This window comes from Glycomyces sp. NPDC048151, assembly GCF_043202775.1.
Taxonomy (GTDB): domain Bacteria; phylum Actinomycetota; class Actinomycetes; order Mycobacteriales; family Micromonosporaceae; genus Glycomyces.
In genome coordinates this window covers 203,054-223,056 of record NZ_JBIDBB010000006.1, presented here as the reverse complement: position 1 = coordinate 223,056, position 20,003 = coordinate 203,054, and the positions used below count along the sequence as shown (strand labels likewise).

The 20,003-nt window shown below is 72.9% G+C and carries 21 protein-coding genes; 14 read left to right on the top strand and 7 right to left on the bottom strand.

Going from position 1 to position 20,003, the window contains the following annotated elements:
- The 10 genes from ACGGCP_RS16165 (at position 1) to ACGGCP_RS16120 (ending at position 10,413) form a co-directional block, all read left to right on the top strand.
- On the top strand, positions 1-969 hold the full coding sequence (locus ACGGCP_RS16165) for an NADPH:quinone oxidoreductase family protein (RefSeq protein WP_392967280.1): 969 nt from the start codon (positions 1-3) through the stop codon (positions 967-969).
- Entirely contained in the window at positions 966-1,703 is a 738-nt protein-coding gene (locus ACGGCP_RS16160) for an SDR family NAD(P)-dependent oxidoreductase (protein ID WP_392966782.1), read from the top strand. The genes ACGGCP_RS16165 and ACGGCP_RS16160 overlap by 4 nt, the downstream gene beginning before the upstream one ends.
- Before the next feature lie 116 nt (positions 1,704-1,819).
- Entirely contained in the window at positions 1,820-2,548 is a 729-nt protein-coding gene (locus ACGGCP_RS16155) for an ABC transporter ATP-binding protein (protein WP_392966780.1), read from the top strand.
- Complete coding sequence (locus ACGGCP_RS16150; RefSeq protein WP_392966778.1) at positions 2,545-3,261, top strand: ABC transporter ATP-binding protein; 717 nt, start codon at positions 2,545-2,547, stop codon at positions 3,259-3,261. Before ACGGCP_RS16155 ends, ACGGCP_RS16150 begins: the two co-directional genes overlap by 4 nt.
- A gap of 127 nt (positions 3,262-3,388) precedes the next feature.
- Positions 3,389-4,267, top strand: coding sequence for a branched-chain amino acid ABC transporter permease (locus ACGGCP_RS16145; protein ID WP_392966776.1), 879 nt, complete (start codon positions 3,389-3,391; stop codon positions 4,265-4,267).
- A complete protein-coding gene (locus ACGGCP_RS16140) occupies positions 4,264-5,277 on the top strand; it encodes a branched-chain amino acid ABC transporter permease (protein ID WP_392966774.1) in 1,014 nt (337 codons plus the stop codon). Before ACGGCP_RS16145 ends, ACGGCP_RS16140 begins: the two co-directional genes overlap by 4 nt.
- Positions 5,278-5,282: 5 nt before the next feature.
- Positions 5,283-6,545 carry an ABC transporter substrate-binding protein gene (locus ACGGCP_RS16135; RefSeq protein WP_392966772.1) on the top strand — a complete coding sequence of 421 codons (1,263 nt, stop codon included), beginning with the start codon at positions 5,283-5,285 and terminating at the stop codon, positions 6,543-6,545.
- Between the two features lie 27 nt (positions 6,546-6,572).
- Positions 6,573-7,622 (top strand): phosphotransferase family protein, encoded by a 1,050-nt coding sequence (locus ACGGCP_RS16130; protein ID WP_392966770.1) that lies wholly within the window; start codon positions 6,573-6,575, stop codon positions 7,620-7,622.
- Positions 7,598-8,833: an acyl-CoA dehydrogenase family protein gene (locus ACGGCP_RS16125; RefSeq protein WP_392966768.1), complete on the top strand. Its 1,236-nt coding sequence runs from the start codon at positions 7,598-7,600 to the stop codon at positions 8,831-8,833. The genes ACGGCP_RS16130 and ACGGCP_RS16125 overlap by 25 nt, the downstream gene beginning before the upstream one ends.
- On the top strand, positions 8,830-10,413 hold the full coding sequence (locus tag ACGGCP_RS16120) for an AMP-binding protein (RefSeq protein WP_392966766.1): 1,584 nt from the start codon (positions 8,830-8,832) through the stop codon (positions 10,411-10,413). Before ACGGCP_RS16125 ends, ACGGCP_RS16120 begins: the two co-directional genes overlap by 4 nt.
- Here ACGGCP_RS16120 and ACGGCP_RS16115 read toward each other — a convergent pair.
- Positions 10,410-10,835 carry an acyl-CoA thioesterase gene (locus ACGGCP_RS16115; RefSeq protein WP_392966764.1) on the bottom strand — a complete coding sequence of 142 codons (426 nt, stop codon included), beginning with the start codon at positions 10,833-10,835 and terminating at the stop codon, positions 10,410-10,412. The genes ACGGCP_RS16120 and ACGGCP_RS16115 overlap by 4 nt on opposite strands.
- 87 nt (positions 10,836-10,922) lie before the next feature.
- Here ACGGCP_RS16115 and ACGGCP_RS16110 point away from each other — a divergent pair, with 87 nt between their 5' ends.
- Complete coding sequence (locus ACGGCP_RS16110) at positions 10,923-12,107, top strand: acyl-CoA dehydrogenase family protein (RefSeq protein ID WP_392966762.1); 1,185 nt, start codon at positions 10,923-10,925, stop codon at positions 12,105-12,107.
- An 11-nt stretch (positions 12,108-12,118) separates the two neighbouring features.
- Positions 12,119-13,339: an acetyl-CoA C-acetyltransferase gene (locus tag ACGGCP_RS16105; protein ID WP_392966761.1), complete on the top strand. Its 1,221-nt coding sequence runs from the start codon at positions 12,119-12,121 to the stop codon at positions 13,337-13,339.
- A 56-nt stretch (positions 13,340-13,395) separates the two neighbouring features.
- Here the strand turns inward: ACGGCP_RS16105 and ACGGCP_RS16100 are convergent, their stop codons facing one another.
- The 4 genes from ACGGCP_RS16100 to ACGGCP_RS16085 form a co-directional block, all read right to left on the bottom strand.
- Positions 13,396-13,857 carry a MaoC family dehydratase gene (locus tag ACGGCP_RS16100; RefSeq protein ID WP_392966759.1) on the bottom strand — a complete coding sequence of 154 codons (462 nt, stop codon included), beginning with the start codon at positions 13,855-13,857 and terminating at the stop codon, positions 13,396-13,398.
- Positions 13,854-14,606 carry a 3-oxoacyl-ACP reductase FabG gene (gene fabG, locus ACGGCP_RS16095; protein WP_392966757.1) on the bottom strand — a complete coding sequence of 251 codons (753 nt, stop codon included), beginning with the start codon at positions 14,604-14,606 and terminating at the stop codon, positions 13,854-13,856. Before fabG ends, ACGGCP_RS16100 begins: the two co-directional genes overlap by 4 nt.
- Positions 14,607-14,629: 23 nt before the next feature.
- A complete protein-coding gene (locus tag ACGGCP_RS16090) occupies positions 14,630-15,718 on the bottom strand; it encodes an alcohol dehydrogenase catalytic domain-containing protein (protein ID WP_392966755.1) in 1,089 nt (362 codons plus the stop codon).
- Between the two features lie 138 nt (positions 15,719-15,856).
- Positions 15,857-17,050 (bottom strand): MFS transporter, encoded by a 1,194-nt coding sequence (locus ACGGCP_RS16085; RefSeq protein WP_392966753.1) that lies wholly within the window; start codon positions 17,048-17,050, stop codon positions 15,857-15,859.
- A gap of 249 nt (positions 17,051-17,299) precedes the next feature.
- Between ACGGCP_RS16085 and ACGGCP_RS16080 the strand changes: the two genes are divergently transcribed.
- Entirely contained in the window at positions 17,300-17,464 is a 165-nt protein-coding gene (locus tag ACGGCP_RS16080) for a hypothetical protein (protein WP_392966751.1), read from the top strand.
- A 197-nt stretch (positions 17,465-17,661) separates the two neighbouring features.
- On the opposite strand, the gene ACGGCP_RS16075 is transcribed toward ACGGCP_RS16080, so the two are convergent.
- Positions 17,662-18,126 (bottom strand): SRPBCC family protein, encoded by a 465-nt coding sequence (locus ACGGCP_RS16075; protein WP_392966749.1) that lies wholly within the window; start codon positions 18,124-18,126, stop codon positions 17,662-17,664.
- A gap of 256 nt (positions 18,127-18,382) precedes the next feature.
- On the opposite strand from ACGGCP_RS16075, the gene ACGGCP_RS16070 reads away from it, so the two are divergent.
- Positions 18,383-18,967, top strand: a complete 585-nt coding sequence (locus ACGGCP_RS16070; RefSeq protein ID WP_392966747.1) for a dihydrofolate reductase family protein — start codon at positions 18,383-18,385, stop codon at positions 18,965-18,967.
- A gap of 40 nt (positions 18,968-19,007) precedes the next feature.
- Here ACGGCP_RS16070 and ACGGCP_RS16065 read toward each other — a convergent pair whose 3' ends face one another.
- A complete protein-coding gene (locus tag ACGGCP_RS16065; RefSeq protein ID WP_392966745.1) occupies positions 19,008-19,814 on the bottom strand; it encodes an alpha/beta fold hydrolase in 807 nt (268 codons plus the stop codon).
- Positions 19,815-20,003 lie beyond the last annotated feature (189 nt).

Below are 20,003 nucleotides of genomic sequence, written 5' to 3'. Positions count from 1 at the left end.
ATGGCCGCGTGGCGGGTCGCCGCGCACGGCGAGCCCGCCGACGTCATGTCAGTCGCGGAGGTCCCAGTCCCGGAGCCGGGGCCGGGCGAGGTCCTGGTGCGCAACCGGGCTGTGGCCGTGAACTTCCCGGACGTGCTGCTGGCCCGCGGCCTGTACCAGGAGCGGCCGCCGCTGCCGTTCACGCCCGGCATCGAGCTGTGCGGCGAGGTCGCCGCGCTCGGGCCCGGGGTCGACGGGATCGCCGTGGGGCAGCGGGTGGTCGCGACCGCGATCGGCGTGATGGCCGAGTACGCGGTCGTGCCCGCCTTCGCCGTGCACCCCGCGCCCGAGTCGCTGGACGACGCCGCCGCGGCCGCGTTCCTCATCGCTTACCAGACCGCCTGGTTCGGGCTCCATCAGCGCGCCAGACTCCAAAGTGGAGAGACCTTGCTCGTCCACGCCGCCGCGGGCGGCGTCGGCACGGCCGCGTGCCAGCTCGGGGCGGCCGCAGGGGCGAAGGTGGTCGGCGTCGTGGGCGACGCGGCCAAGATCCCGGTCGCCGAGGCCGCCGGTGCTGCGCGCGTCCTGCTGCGCGGCGACGACTGGATCGGCGCGGTCAAGGCCGCGGGCGGCGCGGACGTCGTCTTCGATCCCGTGGGCGGCAAGGCCTTCGCGGGCGCGACGAAGGTGGTCGGCTTCGAGGGCCGCATCGTCGTGGTCGGATTCGCCTCCGGCGAGGTCCCGCCCGTGCGTGCGGACCACGCCCTGGTCAAGAACTACAGCGTGCTCGGCCTCCACTGGGCCCTGTACCAGCGCAGGCGGCCCGATCTCGTGGCCGAGGCGCACGCCGCGCTCACCCGGCTCGCCGACGCGGGCGCGGTGCGCCCGGTCGTGTCCGAGACCGTGCCCTTCGCGGACGCGGCCGCGGCGGTCCAGCGCCTCGCCGACGGCGCCACCACCGGGCGGCTGGTCGTGGCGGTGGGGGAGTGAGCGGGCTCGAAGGGCGCGTCGCGATCGTCACGGGCGGTGCGCGCGGCATCGGCGCGACCTACGTGCGCGCGCTCCACGCCGAGGGCGCGCACGTCGTGATCGCCGACATCCTCGCGGACCAAGGCGAAGCGCTCGCCGCAGCGCTCGGCGGCGGCCGGGCCTCGTTCATGGAACTCGACGTCACCGACGAGGAGGCCTGGGACCGCGTCGTAGCCGAGACGCTCGCGCGCTTCGGCGCGGTCGACGTGCTCGTCAACAACGCCGGGATGGCGAACGCGGCCCCGATCGAGCACTTCACCCTCGCGAAGTGGAACGCGGTCCTGGCGGTGAACCTCACCGGGACGTTCCTCGGCTGCCGCGCGGTCGTGCCGGCCATGAACGCCGCCGGGCACGGCTCGATCGTGAACGTATCCTCAGTGGAAGGCCTACGGGGGAGTGAACGGCTCCACGGCTACACCGCCACGAAGTTCGGCGTCCGGGGCCTGACGAAGTCACTCGCGGTCGAGCTCGGCGGCGACGGCATCCGCGTCAACTCGATCCATCCCGGCTTCATCGCGACCGACATGACGACCCGCATCGACCCCGCGCGGCTGCTCATCCCGCTCGGGCGGCCCGGCGTCCCGGCCGACCTCGCCGGGGCCCTCGTGTTCCTCGCCGGGGACGCGTCCGCGTACGTCACCGGGGCCGAGATCGTGGTCGACGGCGGCATGACCACCGGCATCCCCCACACCTGACCCGCCGCAAGACCTGCAACATATCGAAATGGATTCACTGTCCACAGCACATACCGTCCGGTCGGTATCTGCGGTATGGTGAACGCACTCCGACACGAAGAGGTGCGAGTACGACGATGAACACCCCTCCCCCTCCCCGGCTCTCAGTGAGCGGACTCGAGGTCGCCTTCGGCGGTCTCACCGCCCTCGACGGCGTCTCGTTCGACGTCCACGACGGCGAGACCGTCGCGCTCATCGGCCCCAACGGCGCGGGCAAGACCACGGTCTTCAACGCCGTCTGCGGACTCGTCAAGCCCCGCAAGGGAACCGTCCGCATCGCGGGGCGCCCGGCCCCGGCCGGGCCCACCGGCCTCCTCAAGGCCGGCGTCGCCCGGACCCTCCAGGGCCTCGGCCTGTTCGAGCGCATGACCGTCCTCGAGAACGTGCTCGTGCCGCTCACGGCCCTGCGCGTTCCCGACGCGGCCGCCGAAGCGCACCGCACGCTCGCGGACCTCGGGCTGGCGGACCTCGCCGACCGCCCCGCCGGGACCCTGCCGTACCCCGAACGCAAGCGCGTGGCGCTCGCCCGCGCCCTCGCCGCCGACCCGAGGCTGCTCCTCCTCGACGAGCCCGCGGGCGGCCTCGGCACCGCCGACATCGACGCCCTCGCCGAGACGGTCGACCGAGTGGCCGCCTCCGGCCGCGCCGTGCTCCTCGTCGAGCACCACGTCGACTTCGTCATGCGGGTCGCCGACCGGATCGTCGTCCTCGACTTCGGCCGGGTCATCGCCTCCGGCACCCCCGAAGCGGTGCAAGGCGACCCGGCGGTCGAGGCCGCCTACCTTGGACTGGAGGCCGCCGCATGAGCGCGCTCGCCTGCGAGGACCTCACCGTGGGATACGGCGACGGCGCGCCCGTCATCGACGGCCTCGACCTCGGCATCGCCGCCGGAGCCGTCGTGGCCCTCCTGGGGGCGAACGGCTCCGGCAAGACCACGCTGCTGCGGGCGCTCGCCGGACTCGAGCCCGTCCGCACCGGGAGGGTCCGGCTCGGCGGCCGCGACCTCACCGCACTGTCCCCTGAGGACCGCGTCCGGTCGGGGATCGCGCTCGTCCCCGAAGGACGCAGCGTCGTCGTCGAGCTCACGGTGGACGAGAACCTCCGCCTCGGCGGCCTCTGGCGCCACGGGCCCAAGGCCCGCAAGGCCGCCGTCGAGGAGATGTACGCCCTGTTCCCGCCGCTGGACCGGCGCCGCCGCGCGGCCGGGCACACCCTCTCAGGCGGGGAGCGGCAGATGCTCGCCCTCGCCCGCGCGCTCCTGGCCCGGCCCGAGGCGCTGCTGCTCGACGAGCCCTCGCTCGGCTTGGCGCCCAAGGCGACCGCCCAGCTCCTCGGCGTGCTCCGCGAGACGGCGGCGCGCACCGGCCTCACGGTGCTCCTCGCCGAGCAGAACGTCACCGGCGCGCTGTCGGTGGCCCAGCGCGGCGTCGTGCTCTCCCTCGGCGCGGTCGTCGCCGACCGCCCGGCGGCCGAGCTCGCCGCCGACCCCGCCCTCCGCCACGCCTACCTGGGGTTCTGATGGACCGACTCCTCACCTCGCCCGCCTCCCGCCCGACCGGGCCACCGCGCCACCGGGCAGCACGGTTCGCACCCGACCGCCTCTATCGACGCTCTGCGGCGCTCGCGAGCGGATCGGGGGCGCGCTGATGGACCGGTTCGTCTTCCTCCTCTCCGCCGGGCTCGCCCGCGGGGCCGTGCTCGCGCTCTTCGCGCTGTCGCTGGTGATCGTGTGGCGCACCGCGCGAGCCGTGAACTTCGCGCAGGCCGCCATGGCCGTCGCGGCCGTATACGCGGCCTTCGCCGTCACCGCCGCGACCGGCTCCTACTGGGCCGGCCTGCTCACCGGCCTCGCCGCGGGCGCACTCCTCGGCGCCCTCGTCGAACGCGGCCTCATGCGCCGCCTCCCCGCGCACGCGCCCCTGCCGGGCATCATCGTCGCGATCGGGCTCGTGATGGTCCTCCAGGCCGGGCTCGCGATCGCGTTCGGCCCCGAGCACCGGCCGATGCAGCCGCCGTTCTCCCAGCGGCCCTTCATCATCGGCGGCGTCCCCGTGCTCTCCCCCTACGACCTGTTCACGCTCGGCGCCGCCGCCGCGGTCATGGCCGCGCTCGCGCTCCTGTTCAACCGCTCCTCGCTCGGCCTGCGGCTGCGGGCCGCCGCGTTCGCCCCCGAGACCGCCCGGCTCCTCGGAGTCCGGGTGCCGCGCATGGTCACCCTCGGCTGGGCGCTGTCGTGCGCCGCCGCCTCGCTCGCCGCGCTCCTGCTGGTGCCCGCCGAACTCGGGCTCAACCCGCACGCCGTCGACCTCCTGTTCGTGAACGCCTTCGCCGTCGCGGTCATCGGCGGCCTCGACTCGCCCGCCGGGGCGCTCCTCGCCGGGATCGGCGTCGGCCTGCTCGTCAGCCTCGTCACCGGGTACGCCTCGGCCTCTGCCGCGCCGCTCGCGGTGCTCGCGCTCATGACCCTCGTCCTGCTCGTCCGCCCCGGCGGCCTGTTCGCCCCGAAGGAGGCGAGGACCGCATGAGGATCTTCCTGCGCGCCTTGATCATCACGCTCCTCGCGATCGGCGGGACGTTCGCGCTCGACCCGTTCCGCAACTACCAGCTCGCGCTCGCGGCCGCGTGCTTCGCGGCCGTCGCCGGGCTCACCGTCCTGGTCGGACTCACCGGCCAGCTCTCGCTCGGCCACGCCGTGCTCATGGCCGCTGGCGGGTACGGCTTCGCCTTCGCGGCCTCCGCAGTGGACGGCCCCTGGCCGCTGGCCCTCGCAGCGGGGCTCATCGCCGCTGCCGTCGTATCGGCGCTCCTCGGCCTGCTCCTCGGCGCGGCCGCGGCGAGGCTGCGCGGCCCCTACCTCGCCGGGCTCACGCTCGCCCTCGTCATCGCCCTGCCCGCGGCCGCGAACACGCTGCCGCTCGGCGGCGACCAGGGCGCCCCCGCACCGTTCTTCCCCGTCCCCGAGCCGCTCGCGGCCCTCATTGCGGTCGAGCAGTGGCACGCCTGGCTCGCCATCGCCGTCGCCGCGATCGCCGTGACGCCCTTGGCGGTCCTTCGCTCGGGCCGGGCCGGACTGCGGATGCGGGCCGTCCTCGACGACGAGACCGCCGCGAGTCTGTCCGCAGTGGACCCCGGTGCGGTGAAGACCGGCGCGTTCGTCGCCAGCGCCGTCCCCGCCGGGCTCGGCGGCGCGGTCCTGGCGATCGCCACGCAGCAGGTCACGCCAGGCGGCTACGGCCTCGCGTTCTCACTCCTGCTCGTCGTCGCCGCCGTCATCGGCGGCCTCGGCAGCATCGGGGGCGCGGCCATCGGGTCGGTCCTCGTGACCGTCCTGCCCTGGGCCGTCGACGAACTCGCGGCCCTGGCCCCTGATGCCCTGGGCCGGAGGCTGGACGGCAACCTCGCCCTGCTCCTCTTCGGCGCCGGCCTCATCGCCCTGACCACCACCTGGCCGGGCGGCGCCGCCCGCCTGCTCGACCGGCTCCGCGCCGCCCGGCCCCTCCGCTTCGCAACCCCTACAACGACCACAGAGAGGTGATCGTCATGCGAACCCGACCCTTCAAGAGCGCGGCCGCACTGGCCGTCGCGGCGGCACTCGGCCTCACCGCGTGCAGCACGCCCGACAGTGACGAATCCGTACCGGGCGTCACCGACGACACGGTCACGATCGGCACCCACCAGCCGCTGACCGGCCCGGCCGCGGCAGGCTACGCGACCATCTCCGCCGCCACGGCCGCCTACTTCGCATACGTGAACGCCAACGGCGGCATCAACGGCCGCGAGATCGAGTACCTCGTCAAGGACGACGCGTACGACCCGTCCGCCACCCAGACCGCCGTGCGCGAGCTCGTGACCGAGGAGAAGGTCTTCGCGATCGTCAACGGGCTCGGCACCCCCACCCACTCTGCCGTCCTGGACTACCTCGACCAGCAGGGCGTCCCCGACCTCTTCGTCTCCTCCGGGTCGCTCACCTGGAACCAGCCGGAGGTCTACGAGCACACCTTCGCGTTCAACGCCGACTACGTGACCGAGGGCGCGGCCCTCGCGCAGTACGCCGTCGAGCAGCAGCCCGGGGCGAAGGTCTGCGTGCTCGGCCAGGACGACGACTACGGCGAGGGCATCCTCGAAGGCGTCGAGACCGTGCTGGGCTCCAACGCGATCACCGAGGTCCAGACCTATTCGACCTCGGCCGAGGACCTGACCGCGCAGACCGGCGCGATGATGGCCGCGGGCTGCGAGGTGAACGTCCTCGGCACCATCAACGGCTTCACCGCGATGGCCGTGGGCACCGCCGCGCAGATGGAGTGGTTCCCGAAGTGGTACGTCTCCTCCTCCGGCGCCGACTACCCGACCCTCGCGGGCTACCTCGGCGCGGAACTCGCCCCCCAGCTCCTGCAGGGCATGGTCAGCGTCAACTACCTGCCGTTCAGCCCCGACGGGGAATGGGTGGCGCTGTTCGAGGAGATCAACGCCGAGTACAACGACGGCGCGCCGTTCACCGGCAACACGGTGTTCGGCATGAGCGTCGGCTACCTGTTCGCCGAGGCGCTGGCCGCGGCCGGGGACGACCCGACCCGCGAGTCCCTGGTGGCGGCGGTCGAATCGGGCGACCTGGTGGGCAACGGGATCGTGCCGCTCTCCTTCGCGGAGGGCGACCACGCGGCCTACCGGTCCGTGGGCATCACCGCGGTGAACGAGGGCGTCCAGGACTACGTGGGCACCACGTACGAGGTCGGCGCGGGCAGCGTGTCCGCGGTCGAACCGGACCCCGTTCCGCTGGAGAACGAGGGCATCCCGGGCAGCTAGCCCTTATCTGCGAGGCGAAGGAGACCGATGACCGACGTGGACGTGCCGGGGCTCGACACCGCGGGGCTGGCCCGCTGGCTGGCCCGGGAGCACCCCGGGCTGGCCGGGGAGGGCCCGCTGCGGGCCGCGCTCATCGACGGCGGCCGCTCAAACCTGACCTACCGGGTCGAGGGCGCGAAGACGCCGCTGGTGGTGCGCCGCCCCCCGCTGGGCCACGCGCTGCCGACCGCGCACGACATGCGGCGCGAGCACCGGGTGATCTCGGCGCTGCGCGGCACGGTCCCCGTACCAGCCACAGTGGACGTCGTAGACGACACCGAGGCCCGCGAGGTCACCGGCACGGTCTTCTTCGTCATGGAGTTCGTCGACGGCGCCGTCCTGGACCATCCGCGGCGAAACTTGGACTGGACTCCCCAAGGGCTGCACCGCCTCGGCATCGAGGTCGCCGAGATCCTCGCCGACCTGCACGCCGCCGAGCCCGCACCGCTCGGGCTCGGCGGCTTCGGCCGGCCGGACGGGTACCTCGGCCGGCAGATGCGCACTTGGCGGCGCCAGCTCGACGCGTCCCGCTCCCGCGAGGTCCCGGCGCTCGACGCGCTCGGCGACCGCCTCGCGGCGGCCGTCCCGGACTCGGGCCGGTCCGGGATCGTCCACGGCGACTACCGGCTCGACAACATGCTCGTGGCCGGGCCGCCGGACGCGCCGCGCGTCGCGGCGGTCCTCGACTGGGAGATGGCCACGCTCGGCGACCCGCTCGTGGACCTCGGCATGCTCGGCATGTACTGGCACATCAGGGAACTGCCCGGCGGGGAGCGGGCCGCCGGCCCGATCGTCCCCGGCGCGGGATACCCCGCGTTCGACGAAGTCGCGGACGCCTACGCCGCCCGCGCCGGGACGCCCGTCCCGGACCTGCGCTGGTACCGGGCCTTCGCCTGCTACAAGCTCGCCGTCATCCTCGAAGGCGTCCACTACCGGTTCACCAAGGGGCAGACCGTCGGCGAGGGATTCGATGCGATCGGCGCGCTCGTCGCGCCCCTGGCCGAGGAGGGCCTGTGGATTTCCGACCGGACGAGATGACCGTCGCCTTCGCCGACGAGGCGCGCGCGTTCCTGGACGAGCACGTGCTCCCCGCCGAACCCGTGCTCGCGAAGCAGATCGAGGAAGGCCAGGGCGACTGGACCGTGCGCCCCGTCGTGCGCGCCCTCCAGGAGACCGCCCGCGAACGCGGCCTGTGGAACCTGTTCCTGCCGCCCGGCCCGCACGGCCGCGGCGGCGGCCTCTCGAACCTGCGCTACGCGCCGGTCGCCGAGCTCACCGGCCGCAGCCCCCGGCTCGCTCCGGCCGCCATGAACTGCGCCGCACCCGACACCGGCAACATGGAGCTCCTCGCCCACTTCGGCACCGCCGAGCAGCGTGAGACCTGGCTCGAACCGCTCCTGGACGCGCGCATCCGCTCGGCGTTCTGCATGACCGAGCCCGCCACCGCCTCCTCCGACGCCTCCCAGATCGGCACCCGCATCCACAAGGACGGCAAGGAATGGGTCGTCAACGGCCGCAAGTGGTTCGCCACCGGCGCGATGAACCCCGACTGCTCGCTCCTCATCGTCATGGGCAAGACCGACCCGAACGGGCCGCGGCACCGCCAGCAGTCCATGCTCCTCGTCCCGCGCGACACCCCCGGCGTCCACGTCCTCCGCCCCCTCACCGTCTTCGGTTACGACGACCGCGACCACGGCGGCCACGCCGAGATCCTCTTCGAGGACGCCCGGGTGCCCGCCGCGAACCTCCTCGGCGGCGAGGGCGACGGGTTCGCCATCGCGCAGGCCCGGCTCGGCCCCGGCCGCGTCCACCACTGCATGCGGGCGCTCGGCATGGCCGAACGCGCCCTCGACCTCATGCGCGGCAGGGCGAACGACCGCGTCGCGTTCGGCGGCCCGCTCGTCCGCCAAGGGGTCGTGCGCGCCTGGGCCGCCGACGCCCGCGTCGAGATCGAGGCCCTGCGCCTCCTGGTCCTCAAGACCGCCTGGCTCATGGACACCGCCGGGAACCGCGCCGCCATGAAGGAGATCCAGGCGATCAAGGTCGCCGTCCCCCGCGCGGTGCAGCGCATCCTCGACCACGCCATCCAGCTGTTCGGGGCCGCCGGGCTCACCGGCGACCACCCGCTCGCCGAGATGTTCGCCGCCGCGCGGTCCCTGCGCCTCGCCGACGGCCCCGACGAGGTCCACACGGCCGCGCTCGGGAAGACCGAACTGGCGCTCGAACCAAAGGAAGGAACGGCCCGATGACCCACCGCAACGACCCCGCCGTCGACGGCCCCGGACACGGGACCCTCTCGATCGCGGCCATCCTCGCCGAGAGCGCCCGCCGCCGGCCCGACGCACCCGCCCTGCACTTCATGGGCCGCACCGTGCACTACGGCGAACTGTGGGACCAGACCCGCGCCTACGCCGGGGCGCTGGCCGCCCGCGGCATCGGCCGCGGCTCCCGGGTCGCCATGCTCGTGCCCAACGTCCCCGACTTCCCGCGCGTCTACTACGCCGCGCTCGCGCTCGGCGCCGTGATCGTCCCGATCCACCTCCTGTTCAAGGCCGACGAGATCGCGTTCGTGCTCGAGGACGCCGAGGCCGACCTCCTCGTCGCCGCCGCGCCGCTCCTGGCCGAGGCCGCCCCGGCCGCCGCCCGCGCCCGCGTCCCCCTCGTCTCGGTGCTCGCCCCCGAGGGCCTCGCGATCGGCGGCCAACCCCTTGCACGCCTGGAAGCCGAAGCGGCGCAAGCGGAACCGATCGAGCGGTACGCCTCGGTCAACCCGCTCGACGCCGCCACGATCCTGTACACCTCCGGCACCACCGGGACCCCGAAGGGCGCGGTCGGCTCGCACCTGGCCATGGTCGAGCAGGTCCACGTCTCGCTCATCGACTCGTTCCCGCTGCGCACCGACGACGTGGTCTACGGCGGCCTGCCGTTCTTCCACTCCTTCGGGCAGATGGCCGTCCTCAACATCGCGTTCCGGCGCGGGGCGTCGATCATCCTCCTCCCGAAGTTCGACCCCGACGAGGCGCTGGCGCTGCTCAACCAGTACGGGGCGACCGTGTTCACGGCGGTGCCGACGAACTTCGCCGGGATGGTCGAGGCCGCCGGGCGCTCGGTGCACCGGCCGCCGCTGCGGTACGCCGTCTCCGGCGGCGCGGCCCTGCCGGTGGCGCTCCTGGAGGCGTTCGAGCGGGCCTTCGGCGCGCAGGTCCACGAGGGCTACGGGCTCACCGAGACCGCGCCGTCGTGCACGTTCAACAAAGTGGACGAGCCGATCCGCCCCGGCACCGTAGGGACCCCGATCTGGGGCGTCGACGTCGCGGTCGCCGACCCCGACGCCGAGGACCGGATCGACCTCCTCGGGCCCGGCGAGCTCGGCGAGATCGTCGTGCGCGGCCACAACCTCATGAAGGGCTACCTCGGGCGGCCCGACGCGACCGCGCAGACGATCGTGGACGGCTGGTTCCGCACCGGCGACCTCGGCACGGTGAGCGCCGAGCACGTGGTCACGATCGTCGACCGCAAGAAGGACATGATCATCCGCAACGGATACAACGTGTACCCCACGGAGGTCGAGGCCGTCCTGGCCCGCCACCCGCACGTCTCGATCGCGGCGGTCTTCGGCGTCCCGCACGACACCCACGGCCAGGAGGTCCACGCCGCGGTCGTCCCCGCGCACGGCGCGGCCGTCGACGCGGCCGAGGTCGTGGCCTACATGAAGGAGAAGGTCGCGGCCTACAAGTACCCGCGGGTCGTGCACGTGGTCGAGGAGCTCCCGCTCGGTGCGAGCGGGAAGGTCCTCAAGCGCGCGCTCGTCGAGGAGTACGGATCCTAGGACGGCGCCCCGCCGATCCGCAGCTCCGCCTCGACGGCGGCGCGGATCGGCGTGGGCACCGGCACCGGCCGCCGCCCGGCGCGGTCCACGAACACGTGCGTGAACCGCCCAAGCGCGATAGGCGCGTCCCGGTCCGGGGCGCCCTCGCGCAGGATCGCCAGGTCCCACGTGATCGAAGTGGACCCGAGGCGGGCCACGGCGATGTCGACCTCGAGGACCTCAGGGAACGAGGCGGGCGCCAGGAACTCGCACGACGAGGCCCGGGCCAGCCCGATCACCTCGCCCGCGGGGTCGAGGTCGGCGCGGCGCACCATCCAGGTGTTCACCGCCGAGTCCATCGCCTCGTAGTACACGGTGTTGTTCATGTGGCCGTACTGGTCGTTGTCGTTCCAGCGCAGCGGGAAACGGTGACGGTTGTGCAAGATGGCTCCTCAATGCCGACGTGCGGACACCCATATCAATAACATACCGACTGGTCGGTTTCAACGACCGGACCCGAAGGAGACACGATGACCACCGCCCCCACCGGGCTCGACGCCGACTTCTACCGCTTCCAGGACCTCCTCACCCCGGTCGAGCAGGAAGCGGCCCTTCGCATCCGCGACTTCATGGAACGCGAAGTGCGACCCCTCGCCGACGACTACTGGGAGCGCGCCGAGTTCCCCCGCCACCTCATCCCCGGCATCGCCGCCACCGGCGTCATCGGCACCATGTGGCCCGAATCCCGGCGTTTTGAGAACAGCGCCCTCTTCCGCGGCTGGGCCGCCGTCGAGATCGCCCGCGTCGACGCCTCCTTCGCCACCTTCGTCGGCGTCACCTCCGGACTCGCCATGGGCGCCATCGGCGTCGGCGGCTCCGACGCCCAGCGCGCCCAGTGGCTCCCCGCCATGGGCCGCGGCGAGATCATCGGCGCCTTCGGCCTCACCGAACCCCTCGCCGGGTCCGACACCGCCCGCGGCCTGCGCACCACCGCCACCCGCCGCGGCGACACCTGGATCCTCGACGGAGCCAAACGCTGGATCGGCAACGCCACCTTCGCCGACATCACCCTCATCTGGGCCAAGGACATCGACGACGGCCAGGTCAAAGGCTTCATCGTCCGCAAAGACGCCCCCGGCTTCAAAGCGGAGAAGATCGAACGCAAGCAGTCCCTGCGCGGCGTCCAGAACGCCGACATCACCCTCGAAGGCGTCGCAGTCCCCGAGACCGACCGCCTCCAGCGCATCGGCTCCTTCAAAGACCTCGCCGGAGTCCTCGGCCCCACCCGCATCGGCGTCGCCTGGGAAGCCATGGGCATCGCCGTCGGCGCTTACGAGGCCGCCGTCCGCTACGCCAAGGAACGCGAGCAGTTCGGCCGCCCCATCGCCGCCTACCAGCTCGTCCAGGCCAAACTCGCCGAATCCCTCGCCGACGTCACCGCCGGACTCGCCGTCTGCGTCCGCGTCTCCCAGATGGACGACGCCGGGACCCGGCGCGACGAGCACGCCGCCATGGCCAAGGCCTTCTGCACCGCCCGCATGCGCGACGTCGTCGCCCGCTGCCGCGACGTCCTCGGCGGCAACGGCATCCAACTCGACCACGGCGTCGCCCGCTTCTTCGCCGACGCCGAGGCCGTCTACTCCTACGAGGGCACCTACGACATGAACACCCTGATCGTCGGCCGGGCGATCACCGGACACCAGGCATTCGTGTGAAAGGAACCGACATGACCGAGGCCTACATCGTCGCCACCGCCCGCTCGCCCATCGGGCGCGCCCGCAAAGGCTCCCTCAAGGACGTCCGCGCCGACGACCTCGCCGCGCAGATGATCCGCGCCGCCGTCGACAAGGTCCCCGGGCTCGACCCGGCCCGCGTCGACGACCTCCTCCTGGGCTGCGGCCTCCCCGGCGGGCGCCAGGGCATGAACATGGCGCGCATCGTCGCCGTCCTGCTCGGCTGGGACACCGTCCCCGGCGCCACCGTCACCCGCTACTGCTCCTCCAGCCTCCAGACCACCCGCATGGCCTTCCACGCCATCAAGGCAGGCGAAGGCGACGTGTTCGTCTCCGCAGGCGTCGAATCGGTCTCCGGCATGGACATCGGCTCCAGCGACGCCATCCCCGGCGCCGACCTCGAGAACCCCCGCTTCACCGACGCCCTCCGGCGCACCGCCGAACGAGCGGGCGGCGGCCCCGCCTGGACCGACCCCCGCGACGACGGCCGCCTCCCGGACCCCTACATCGCCATGGGCCAGACCGCCGAGAACGTCGCCGCCCTGCGCGGCATCACCCGCGAGGCGCAGGACGCCTTCGCCGCCCGCAGCCAGCAGCGCGCCGAACGCGCCCTCGCCGAAGGCTTCTGGGCCAAGGACATCACCCCCGTCACCCTCCCCGACGGCACCGTCGTCAGCGCCGACGACGGCCCCCGTCCCGGCACCACCATCGCGAAGCTCGCCGAGCTCGACCCGGTCTTCCGCCCCGACGGGACGGTCACCGCCGGGAACGCCTGCCCGCTCAACGACGGCGCGGCCGCACTCGTCGTCGTCTCCGACCGCGTCGTCGCCGAACTCGGCCTCCAGCCGCTCGCCCGGATCGTCGCCACCAGCGTCAGCGGCCTCTCCCCGGAGATCATGGGGCTCGGCCCCGTCGAGGCCTCCCGGCGCGCACTCGCGCTGGCGGGCATGGGGATCGAGGACATCGACCTGGTCGAGATCAACGAGGCTTTCGCCGCGCAGGTGATCCCCTCCGCCCGCGACCTCGGCATCGACGAAGACCGGCTCAACGTCAAGGGCGGCGCGATCGCCGTAGGGCACCCGTTCGGGATGACCGGCGCCCGGATCACCTCGACGCTCCTGAACGCCCTCGAGGACACCGGCGGGCGGTACGGCCTCGAGGCCATGTGCGTCGGCGGCGGGCAGGGCATGGCGATGGTCCTCGAACGACTCTGACCTGATCCCACGCGAAAGCGGCGCGGGCCCACAAGGCCCGCGCCGCTTCGGCGTCCCTACTCGGGGACGTAGAGCGTGATGGTCCTGGCGACCAGCGCGGGCTTGGCGGCGCCCTCGATCTCCACGGTCACGTCGTATCCGGCGCGCACGCCGCGCCCGGTGGCCTCGGCGGAGGCGAGTTCGACGACCGCCCGGACGCGGGACCCGGCCGGGACCGGCTGGAGGAACCGGAGCCGGTCGAGCCCGTAGTTGACGGACATGGCGAGCCTGCCGATCGCGACGAGCCCCTGGAGGAGCCGGGGGAGGAGCGAGAGCGTGAGGTACCCGTGGGCGATCGGGCCGCCGAAGGGCCCGGCGGCGGCCCGTTCGGGGTCGGTGTGGATCCACTGGTGGTCGCCGGTGGCGTCGGCGAACGCGTCGATGCGGTCCTGCCCGACCGCGAACCAATCGCCGGTCGCCTTGGCGCCCAGCGCGTTCTGGAGATCCGCGGGCGAGGCCGCGGTGATCGGGCCGCTCATGCCTTGGGTCCTCCCGCCACGTACAGGACCTGGCCGGAGACGAACCCGGCGTCCTCGGAGCAGAAGTAGGCGACCGCGGCGGCCACGTCCTCGGGCTGGCCGACCCGGCCGACCGGGGCCTCCTTCGCGGCGTGGGCGAGGAAGTCCTCGAACGGGACGCCGATGCGCTCGGCGGTGGCCCTCGTCATCTCGGTCTCGATGAACCCGGGCGCGACGGCGTTCGCGGTGATCCCGAAGCGGCCCAGCTCGATCGCGAGCGTCTTGGTGAGGCCCTGCATGCCGGCCTTCGCGGCGGCGTAGTTCGCCTGGCCGCGGTTGCCGAGCGCGGAGGTGCTGGAGAGGTTGACGATCCGGCCCCACCCCGCGTCCACCATGGACGACTGGACGGCGCGGCTCATGAGGAACGCGCCCCGCAGGTGGACGCCGAGCACCGCGTCCCAGTCCGAAGCGCTCATCTTGAACAGCAGGTTGTCGCGGAGGATCCCGGCGTTGTTCACGAGGATCTGCGGCGCGCCGAGTTCGGCGGCGACGCGCTCGACGGCGGCCGCGGCGGCGGCCTCGTCGGCGACGTCCGCGCCGACGCCGATGGCCTTGCCGCCCTTGGCGTTGATCGCTGCGGCGGTGGCGGCCGCCTGCTCCTCGGCGAGGTCGAGTACGGCGACGGCGTGTCCGTCGGCGGCGAGCCGCCGGGCGGTGGCGGCCCCGATGCCGCGTGCCGCGCCGGTGACGATGGCGGTCCTAGAGGTCATTGCGCACCCTTTCAGTAGGCGGGTCAGAAGACGATGAGCTGGCGCAGCGCCGCACCGGCGGCGAGGCGGTCCAGGGCGGCCGGGAGGCCGTCGAGGCCGATCCTGCCGGAGACGAGCCGGTCGAGCGGGAGCCGCCCGGCGCGCCACAGGTCGGCGTAGCGGGGGACGTCCTCGCCCGGCACGGCCGAGCCGAGGTAGGAGCCGACGACGGTGCGGGCCTCGGCGGTGAGGAGCAGCGGGGAGACCGCGGCGCGCGCGTCGGGGTGCGGCAGGCCCACGGTGACCGTGGTGCCGCCGGGCGCGGTGAGCGCGAACGCGGTCTCGAACGCCCGCGCCGAACCGGCGGCCTCGACGACCACGGGCGCCCGCAGGTCGCCGACCTCGCCGGGGGAGCGGGCCTCGGCCCCGAGCGAGCGCGCCAGGTCGAGCTTCGCCGGGACGGTGTCGACGCCGACCACCTTGTGGCCCAACGCCTGCGCCACGAGCAGCGCCGCCATGCCGACGCCGCCGAGACCGACGACGACCACCGTCTCACCCGCGTTCGGTGTGCCCGCGTTGACGACCGCACCGCCGCCGGTGAGCACCGCGCAGCCCAGGAGCGCGGCGATGTCGGGCGGCACGTCGGCATCGACCGCGACCACCGAGCGCTCGCTGACCACGGCGTGCGTGGCGAAGGCGCTCACCCCGAGGTGGTGGCGGACGCGTTCCCCGTCGCGACCGATCCGCACTGCGCCGCCGACCAGGGTCCCGGCGGCGTTCGCGGCACTGCCGACCGCGCAGGGGAGCCGCCCGCCGGTGCCGCACGCCTCGCAGCTCCCGCAGCGCGGCAGGAAGGTGAGCACGACCCGCGTCCCGATGGCGGTCGCGGTGCCGGGCCCGGCCGCCTCGACGATTCCGGCGGCCTCATGGCCCAGCAGCATCGGCACGGGCCGCACCCGGCTGCCGTCCACGACGGAAAGGTCGGAGTGGCACAGTCCGGCGGCTTCGATGCGCACCAGCAGCTCGCCGGACCCGGGCTCGTCGAGCTCCAAGGGCCCCACGGTGATCGGCAGCGACTCCGCGTAGGGCGCGGGCGCGCCGCACCGCTCCAGCACGGCTCCGGTGATCCGCACGGCGACCTCCTCGTCGTCACGTCCGCTCAGTCCACGACAGCATACCGACTGGACGGTTTGCAGCGCTACCCCCGACCCGGACCCGTTGCGGCCCAGAACGCTCGCGCGAGCGGCGGCACCGCGGCCTGCGACCCCGGCTCACGGACCGGCCGGTCGCGTCGCGGCGACCTTAGCGAAGCGGGCCATGGCGATCGTCCCCACCAGCGGCCCCGGCACGAGCAGCAGGAAGGCGTACTGCCAGCCCGTGAACGCGGCCAGGACCGCGACGAACTGGATGCTCGCCACGGTCAACCCGAATCCGATCGCGGTCTGCGCGCTGAGGGCGGTGCCCACGAAGCGGCGGTCGGCCACTTCGGAGAGGGCGGTGGAGAACACGCCCGAGTCGGCGATGACCGAGGCGCCCCAGACGCCGCAGAAGACCGCCAGGACCGGTGCGGGAGCGGTGAAGGCCAGCGGTGACAGCGCACAGCACGTCCCGCTCACGGCGAGTGCGGTGCCCGCCGCCCGGGCCCGTCCGAACCGGTCGGCGGCGAGCCCGCCCGCCACGCACCCCGCGAAGCCGAGCACCCCCATGGCGATGAAGACCACGACCTGTTCGCGGCCGTTGAACTCGCCGACCGCGGGGGCGTGCAGGACGAAGACCGGGATCCAGGTCCACAGTGCGTAGAGCTCCCACATGTGGCCGAAGTAGCCGAGGTTGACCAGGCGGGGGCCGCGCTCGGCGAACATCGACAGCGCGTACCGCGGATGCAGCCGGACCGGCCCGGAGGCGAGGTGCGGTCCGCTGCGGACGAGCCCGAACGCGAGGAGCGCCCCCACGATGCCGATGCCCGCCGTGGCGAGGAGGACGCCCCGCCACGGCAGCGCCACGAGCCCTCCGATCAGGTGCGGGAGCGCCGAACCGAGCGTGAGCGCGCCGATGAGCACCCCCATCCACGCGCCCCTCCCGGCCGACGGCGCCCAGGAGGCCATGAGCTTCATCCCCGTGGGGTACACGCCCGCGAGGAACACGCCCGTGAGGAACCGCAGCACGAGGATGGCGGTGAAGCCGTCGGTGAGCTGCGCGACCGCGGCGGTACACGCCGCGGCGAGGACGGCGCTGATCCCGAGGAGGACGTTGGGCCGCATGCGGTCCGAGAGGTTGAGCACGGTCGCGGTGAGCGCGCCTGTGACGAATCCGAGCTGCACGGTGCCGGTCAGCCAGACCGCGGCGGCGTCGCTGAAGCTCAGATCGTGCCGGAGGCTGGGGACCACCGCGGAGACCGAGAACCACACGGCCAGCGCGAGCACCTGCGTGGCGGCGATCAGGAGTCGCTGCGTCGTGGGGCGCATCGTCGGCTCCTCAAAGACGTTTCCGCTTGACGTTACAAGGGCTGCGGAGGCGATCCTGCCAATCGCCCAACTTGCGGCACGCCGACACTGGGCCGGTGAATGTTGTTCCAGCTCAGATGGATTCTAAACATGAAATCGCCTCTGGATATCCATCCATTCTGGTCGTACGCTGGAGAGAGGCCGACGCTCGCAACGCGACCGCGACGCGAGTGGTCCGGCGGCCTTCCGCCCAATCGTTTGGAGTCCATCATGGCCGTATTCCAAGCCCTGTTCTATCTCATCGCGATCGTCCTGCTCGTCGCCGCGGCGCTGCCGCACTCGTCCCGCCGCTCGCGCGGCGTGGGCCTCGCGCTGCTGGCCGCCGCGTTCGCCTTGACGGCCTTCGCGGCCCCGACGTTCGACGCCGCGTTCTGACCGCGCCCTTCCGGACGGCGCCCGCCCGGCGCCGTCCGGTCCCTTCCGCGGCGGGTCGTCCCGGTCGCAGACGGCGGGGTGGGGGGGGGGGGCGGGCCCCCCCCCCCCCCCCCCCGGGGGGGGGGGGGGGGGGGGGGGGGCGGGGGGGGGGGGGGGGCCCCCCCCCCCCCCCCCCCCCGCCGGTTCGTCCGCTCGGGTCAGAGGGTTCCGGGCGGGTCGATGTCGCCGCGCCAGCCCCCGGTCTCGGCGCCGCGCTCTTCGATGAACGCCTTGAAGCGGCGCATGTCGCCCTTGACCTTGCGGTCGATGACGCCGAGCTTGTCGGCCGCCTCCTCGGCGAAGCCGTCGGGGTCGATGTCCATCTGGGCGGTGACCCGCGTGGTGGCGTCGTCGATGCGATGGAACGTGATCACCCCGGCGTGCGTGGGCCCGTTGATGGAGCGCCATGCCACGCGCTCGTCCGGGTGCTGCTCGGTGATGGTCGCGTCGAATTCGCGGGTCGCGCCGCCCACTCTGGTGACCCAGTGCGTGTGGGTGTCGTCGAGCTGGCGGACGTTCTCGACTCCGTCCATGAAGGCGGGGAACGACTCGAACTGCGTCCACTGGTTGTAGACCCGCGAGACGGGGACGTGCACGTCGACTGATTCGGTGATGGTGCTCAAGGCATTGCTCCTTCGTCGGTCGCGGCGAGCGTCAGCGCTTCACCTGTCGAACGGCGAATACCCGTGGAGCCCGGCTCCGACACATCGTCGATGGCCCGCCGCGATCGTCTCCTGTGTGCAACCTTGTCCGTGAGCGATGAATCGGCACCGCTCACGGCGTCTACACCTTTACCCGGTCCACGCCTGGCTCGGAGTCGGACGGCTCCGAGGGGCGGCGGGCCCGGGCCGATCCGTACCGCAGACGAGAGGGACATCAATGGAAGCCGCGACACTCACCGCCGACCTGTTCGTGTCGGCCGACGGCTGGGCCCGGGGGGAGCGTTCACCTGGCTACTTCGGCTATTTCGGCCCCGACCTGCAGCGTTGGATCGAAGACGAGTCGGCTCGTCCGCAGCACGTCCTGATGGGACGCCGCACCTACGAAGCCCTGGACTCGGTGCCGGAGGAGGCCCGGGACGAGGGCTACGCGCGGATGACGCGGCTGCCGGTCACCGTGTTCTCCCGGACGCTGCCCAGCGCCGCCTGGCCGGGTGCCACCGTCGAGTCCGGTGACCTGGCCGAGTCCGTCCGCGGACTCAAAGCGACGGCCGAGACGCCCCTGCGCACCATGGGGAGCCTGTCGGTGGTCAGGCAGCTGCTCAACGCCGGGCTGGTCGACCGCCTCAGGCTCATGGTCTTCCCGCTGCTGGTCGGACCGGGCGGTCGGGAGGCGATGCTGGAGGGAGTCGAAGAGGCCGAGCTGGATCTGGTGGACCAGCGAGTCCTCGACGACCGCATCCTCCTCATCGAGTACGCGCCGACCGGCCGACCCGTCCCGCACTCGGATGCCGAGGGCAGCTGACCCGCCGTCCCGGGGCCGCGGCAGCACCGGGAGCGTGGGCTTACCGGCCGGTGTCGCCGAGTTCGGCGACTTCGCGGACGGCGTCGGCGACGGCTTTGAAGTCCTTCTTGAGGATCCAGTCGTGGTTGGAGGCGACCTTCGCGAAGACCTTGATGTTGGGGTTGCGCTCGACGACTTCGCCCATGGCGGCGCGGATCTTCTCCTGCTCGTCGCCCTTGGAGCCCAAGGAGACCCCGGAGGCGAGCACGTACCGGGTGGGGACGGTGATCGCGTCCAGGACCGGGCCGAGGTTGGCCTTGCGCGAGATCTTGCCCAGCTCGATGTTGCACTCGGCCTGCTGCGAAGCGCTGAGCTTCGGGGTCAGGCCGGTGGGGCGCAGGATCGCGGTAACAGGGGCGAGGCGCTTGAAGAGCTTGCGGATGCGGATCTCCATGGCGTCGTCGAGCCAGTCGTGGGGCTCGGCGCCTTCGACCGGGACCGCGCCGATGCAGCGTTCGGGGTTGCGGCTGGCCCAGGTCGCGGCCAGGAACGCGCCGTAGGACCAGCCGACGATGAGGACCTTCCCGGTGACGCCGCGGGCTTCGAGGACGGCGTCGATGTCGCGCATGCAGGCTTCGAAGGAGTAGTCGGCGGACTTCAGCGACTTCTTGCCGCGGGCGCGCTCGTCGAAGTTGATGTGGCGGAAGTCCGAGCCGAGTTCGTCGAGGACGTTCTTCCAGTAGCCGATCGTGGCGAACTGGCCGTTGCAGTAGATGACGGGAATCCCTTCGCCGCCGGTGTCGGTGACGTAGAGCGCGGTGTCCTCGACGGGGACCATGCCGGACCAGGGAGCAAGCGTTGTGGACATCGGTTCATCCTTCACTGGGTGGTTTCGCGGAGCGCTGGCTTCCGCCGTGCCTCTAGATTTCCCGCCCGACCTGTCGTGGCGCTGTCATGGCGATGACACCGGTCTGGCGCGGCCCCTGACGGCCGCTGTTCGGGCTGGTACCCGCCATGATCTGCGAGAGGAGGCCCCTGCGGCAATGGCGAAAACGCG

Excerpts from the sequence above, each read along its gene's own strand:
- ACGGCP_RS16110 (WP_392966762.1), top strand. The coding sequence starts at position 10,923 with ATGACCACCGCCCCCACCGGGCTCGACGCCGACTTCTACCGCTTCCAG.
- ACGGCP_RS16100 (WP_392966759.1), bottom strand. The coding sequence starts at position 13,857 with ATGAGCGGCCCGATCACCGCGGCCTCGCCCGCGGATCTCCAGAACGCG.
- ACGGCP_RS16065 (WP_392966745.1), bottom strand. The coding sequence starts at position 19,814 with ATGTCCACAACGCTTGCTCCCTGGTCCGGCATGGTCCCCGTCGAGGAC.
- fabG (WP_392966757.1), bottom strand. The coding sequence starts at position 14,606 with ATGACCTCTAGGACCGCCATCGTCACCGGCGCGGCACGCGGCATCGGG.
- ACGGCP_RS16150 (WP_392966778.1), top strand. The coding sequence starts at position 2,545 with ATGAGCGCGCTCGCCTGCGAGGACCTCACCGTGGGATACGGCGACGGC.
- ACGGCP_RS16080 (WP_392966751.1), top strand. The coding sequence starts at position 17,300 with ATGGCCGTATTCCAAGCCCTGTTCTATCTCATCGCGATCGTCCTGCTC.
- ACGGCP_RS16140 (WP_392966774.1), top strand. The coding sequence starts at position 4,264 with ATGAGGATCTTCCTGCGCGCCTTGATCATCACGCTCCTCGCGATCGGC.
- ACGGCP_RS16145 (WP_392966776.1), top strand. The coding sequence starts at position 3,389 with ATGGACCGGTTCGTCTTCCTCCTCTCCGCCGGGCTCGCCCGCGGGGCC.
- ACGGCP_RS16085 (WP_392966753.1), bottom strand. The coding sequence starts at position 17,050 with ATGCGCCCCACGACGCAGCGACTCCTGATCGCCGCCACGCAGGTGCTC.
- ACGGCP_RS16130 (WP_392966770.1), top strand. The coding sequence starts at position 6,573 with ATGACCGACGTGGACGTGCCGGGGCTCGACACCGCGGGGCTGGCCCGC.
- ACGGCP_RS16165 (WP_392967280.1), top strand. The coding sequence starts at position 1 with ATGGCCGCGTGGCGGGTCGCCGCGCACGGCGAGCCCGCCGACGTCATG.
- ACGGCP_RS16120 (WP_392966766.1), top strand. The coding sequence starts at position 8,830 with ATGACCCACCGCAACGACCCCGCCGTCGACGGCCCCGGACACGGGACC.
- ACGGCP_RS16105 (WP_392966761.1), top strand. The coding sequence starts at position 12,119 with ATGACCGAGGCCTACATCGTCGCCACCGCCCGCTCGCCCATCGGGCGC.
- ACGGCP_RS16135 (WP_392966772.1), top strand. The coding sequence starts at position 5,283 with ATGCGAACCCGACCCTTCAAGAGCGCGGCCGCACTGGCCGTCGCGGCG.
- ACGGCP_RS16070 (WP_392966747.1), top strand. The coding sequence starts at position 18,383 with ATGGAAGCCGCGACACTCACCGCCGACCTGTTCGTGTCGGCCGACGGC.
- ACGGCP_RS16155 (WP_392966780.1), top strand. The coding sequence starts at position 1,820 with ATGAACACCCCTCCCCCTCCCCGGCTCTCAGTGAGCGGACTCGAGGTC.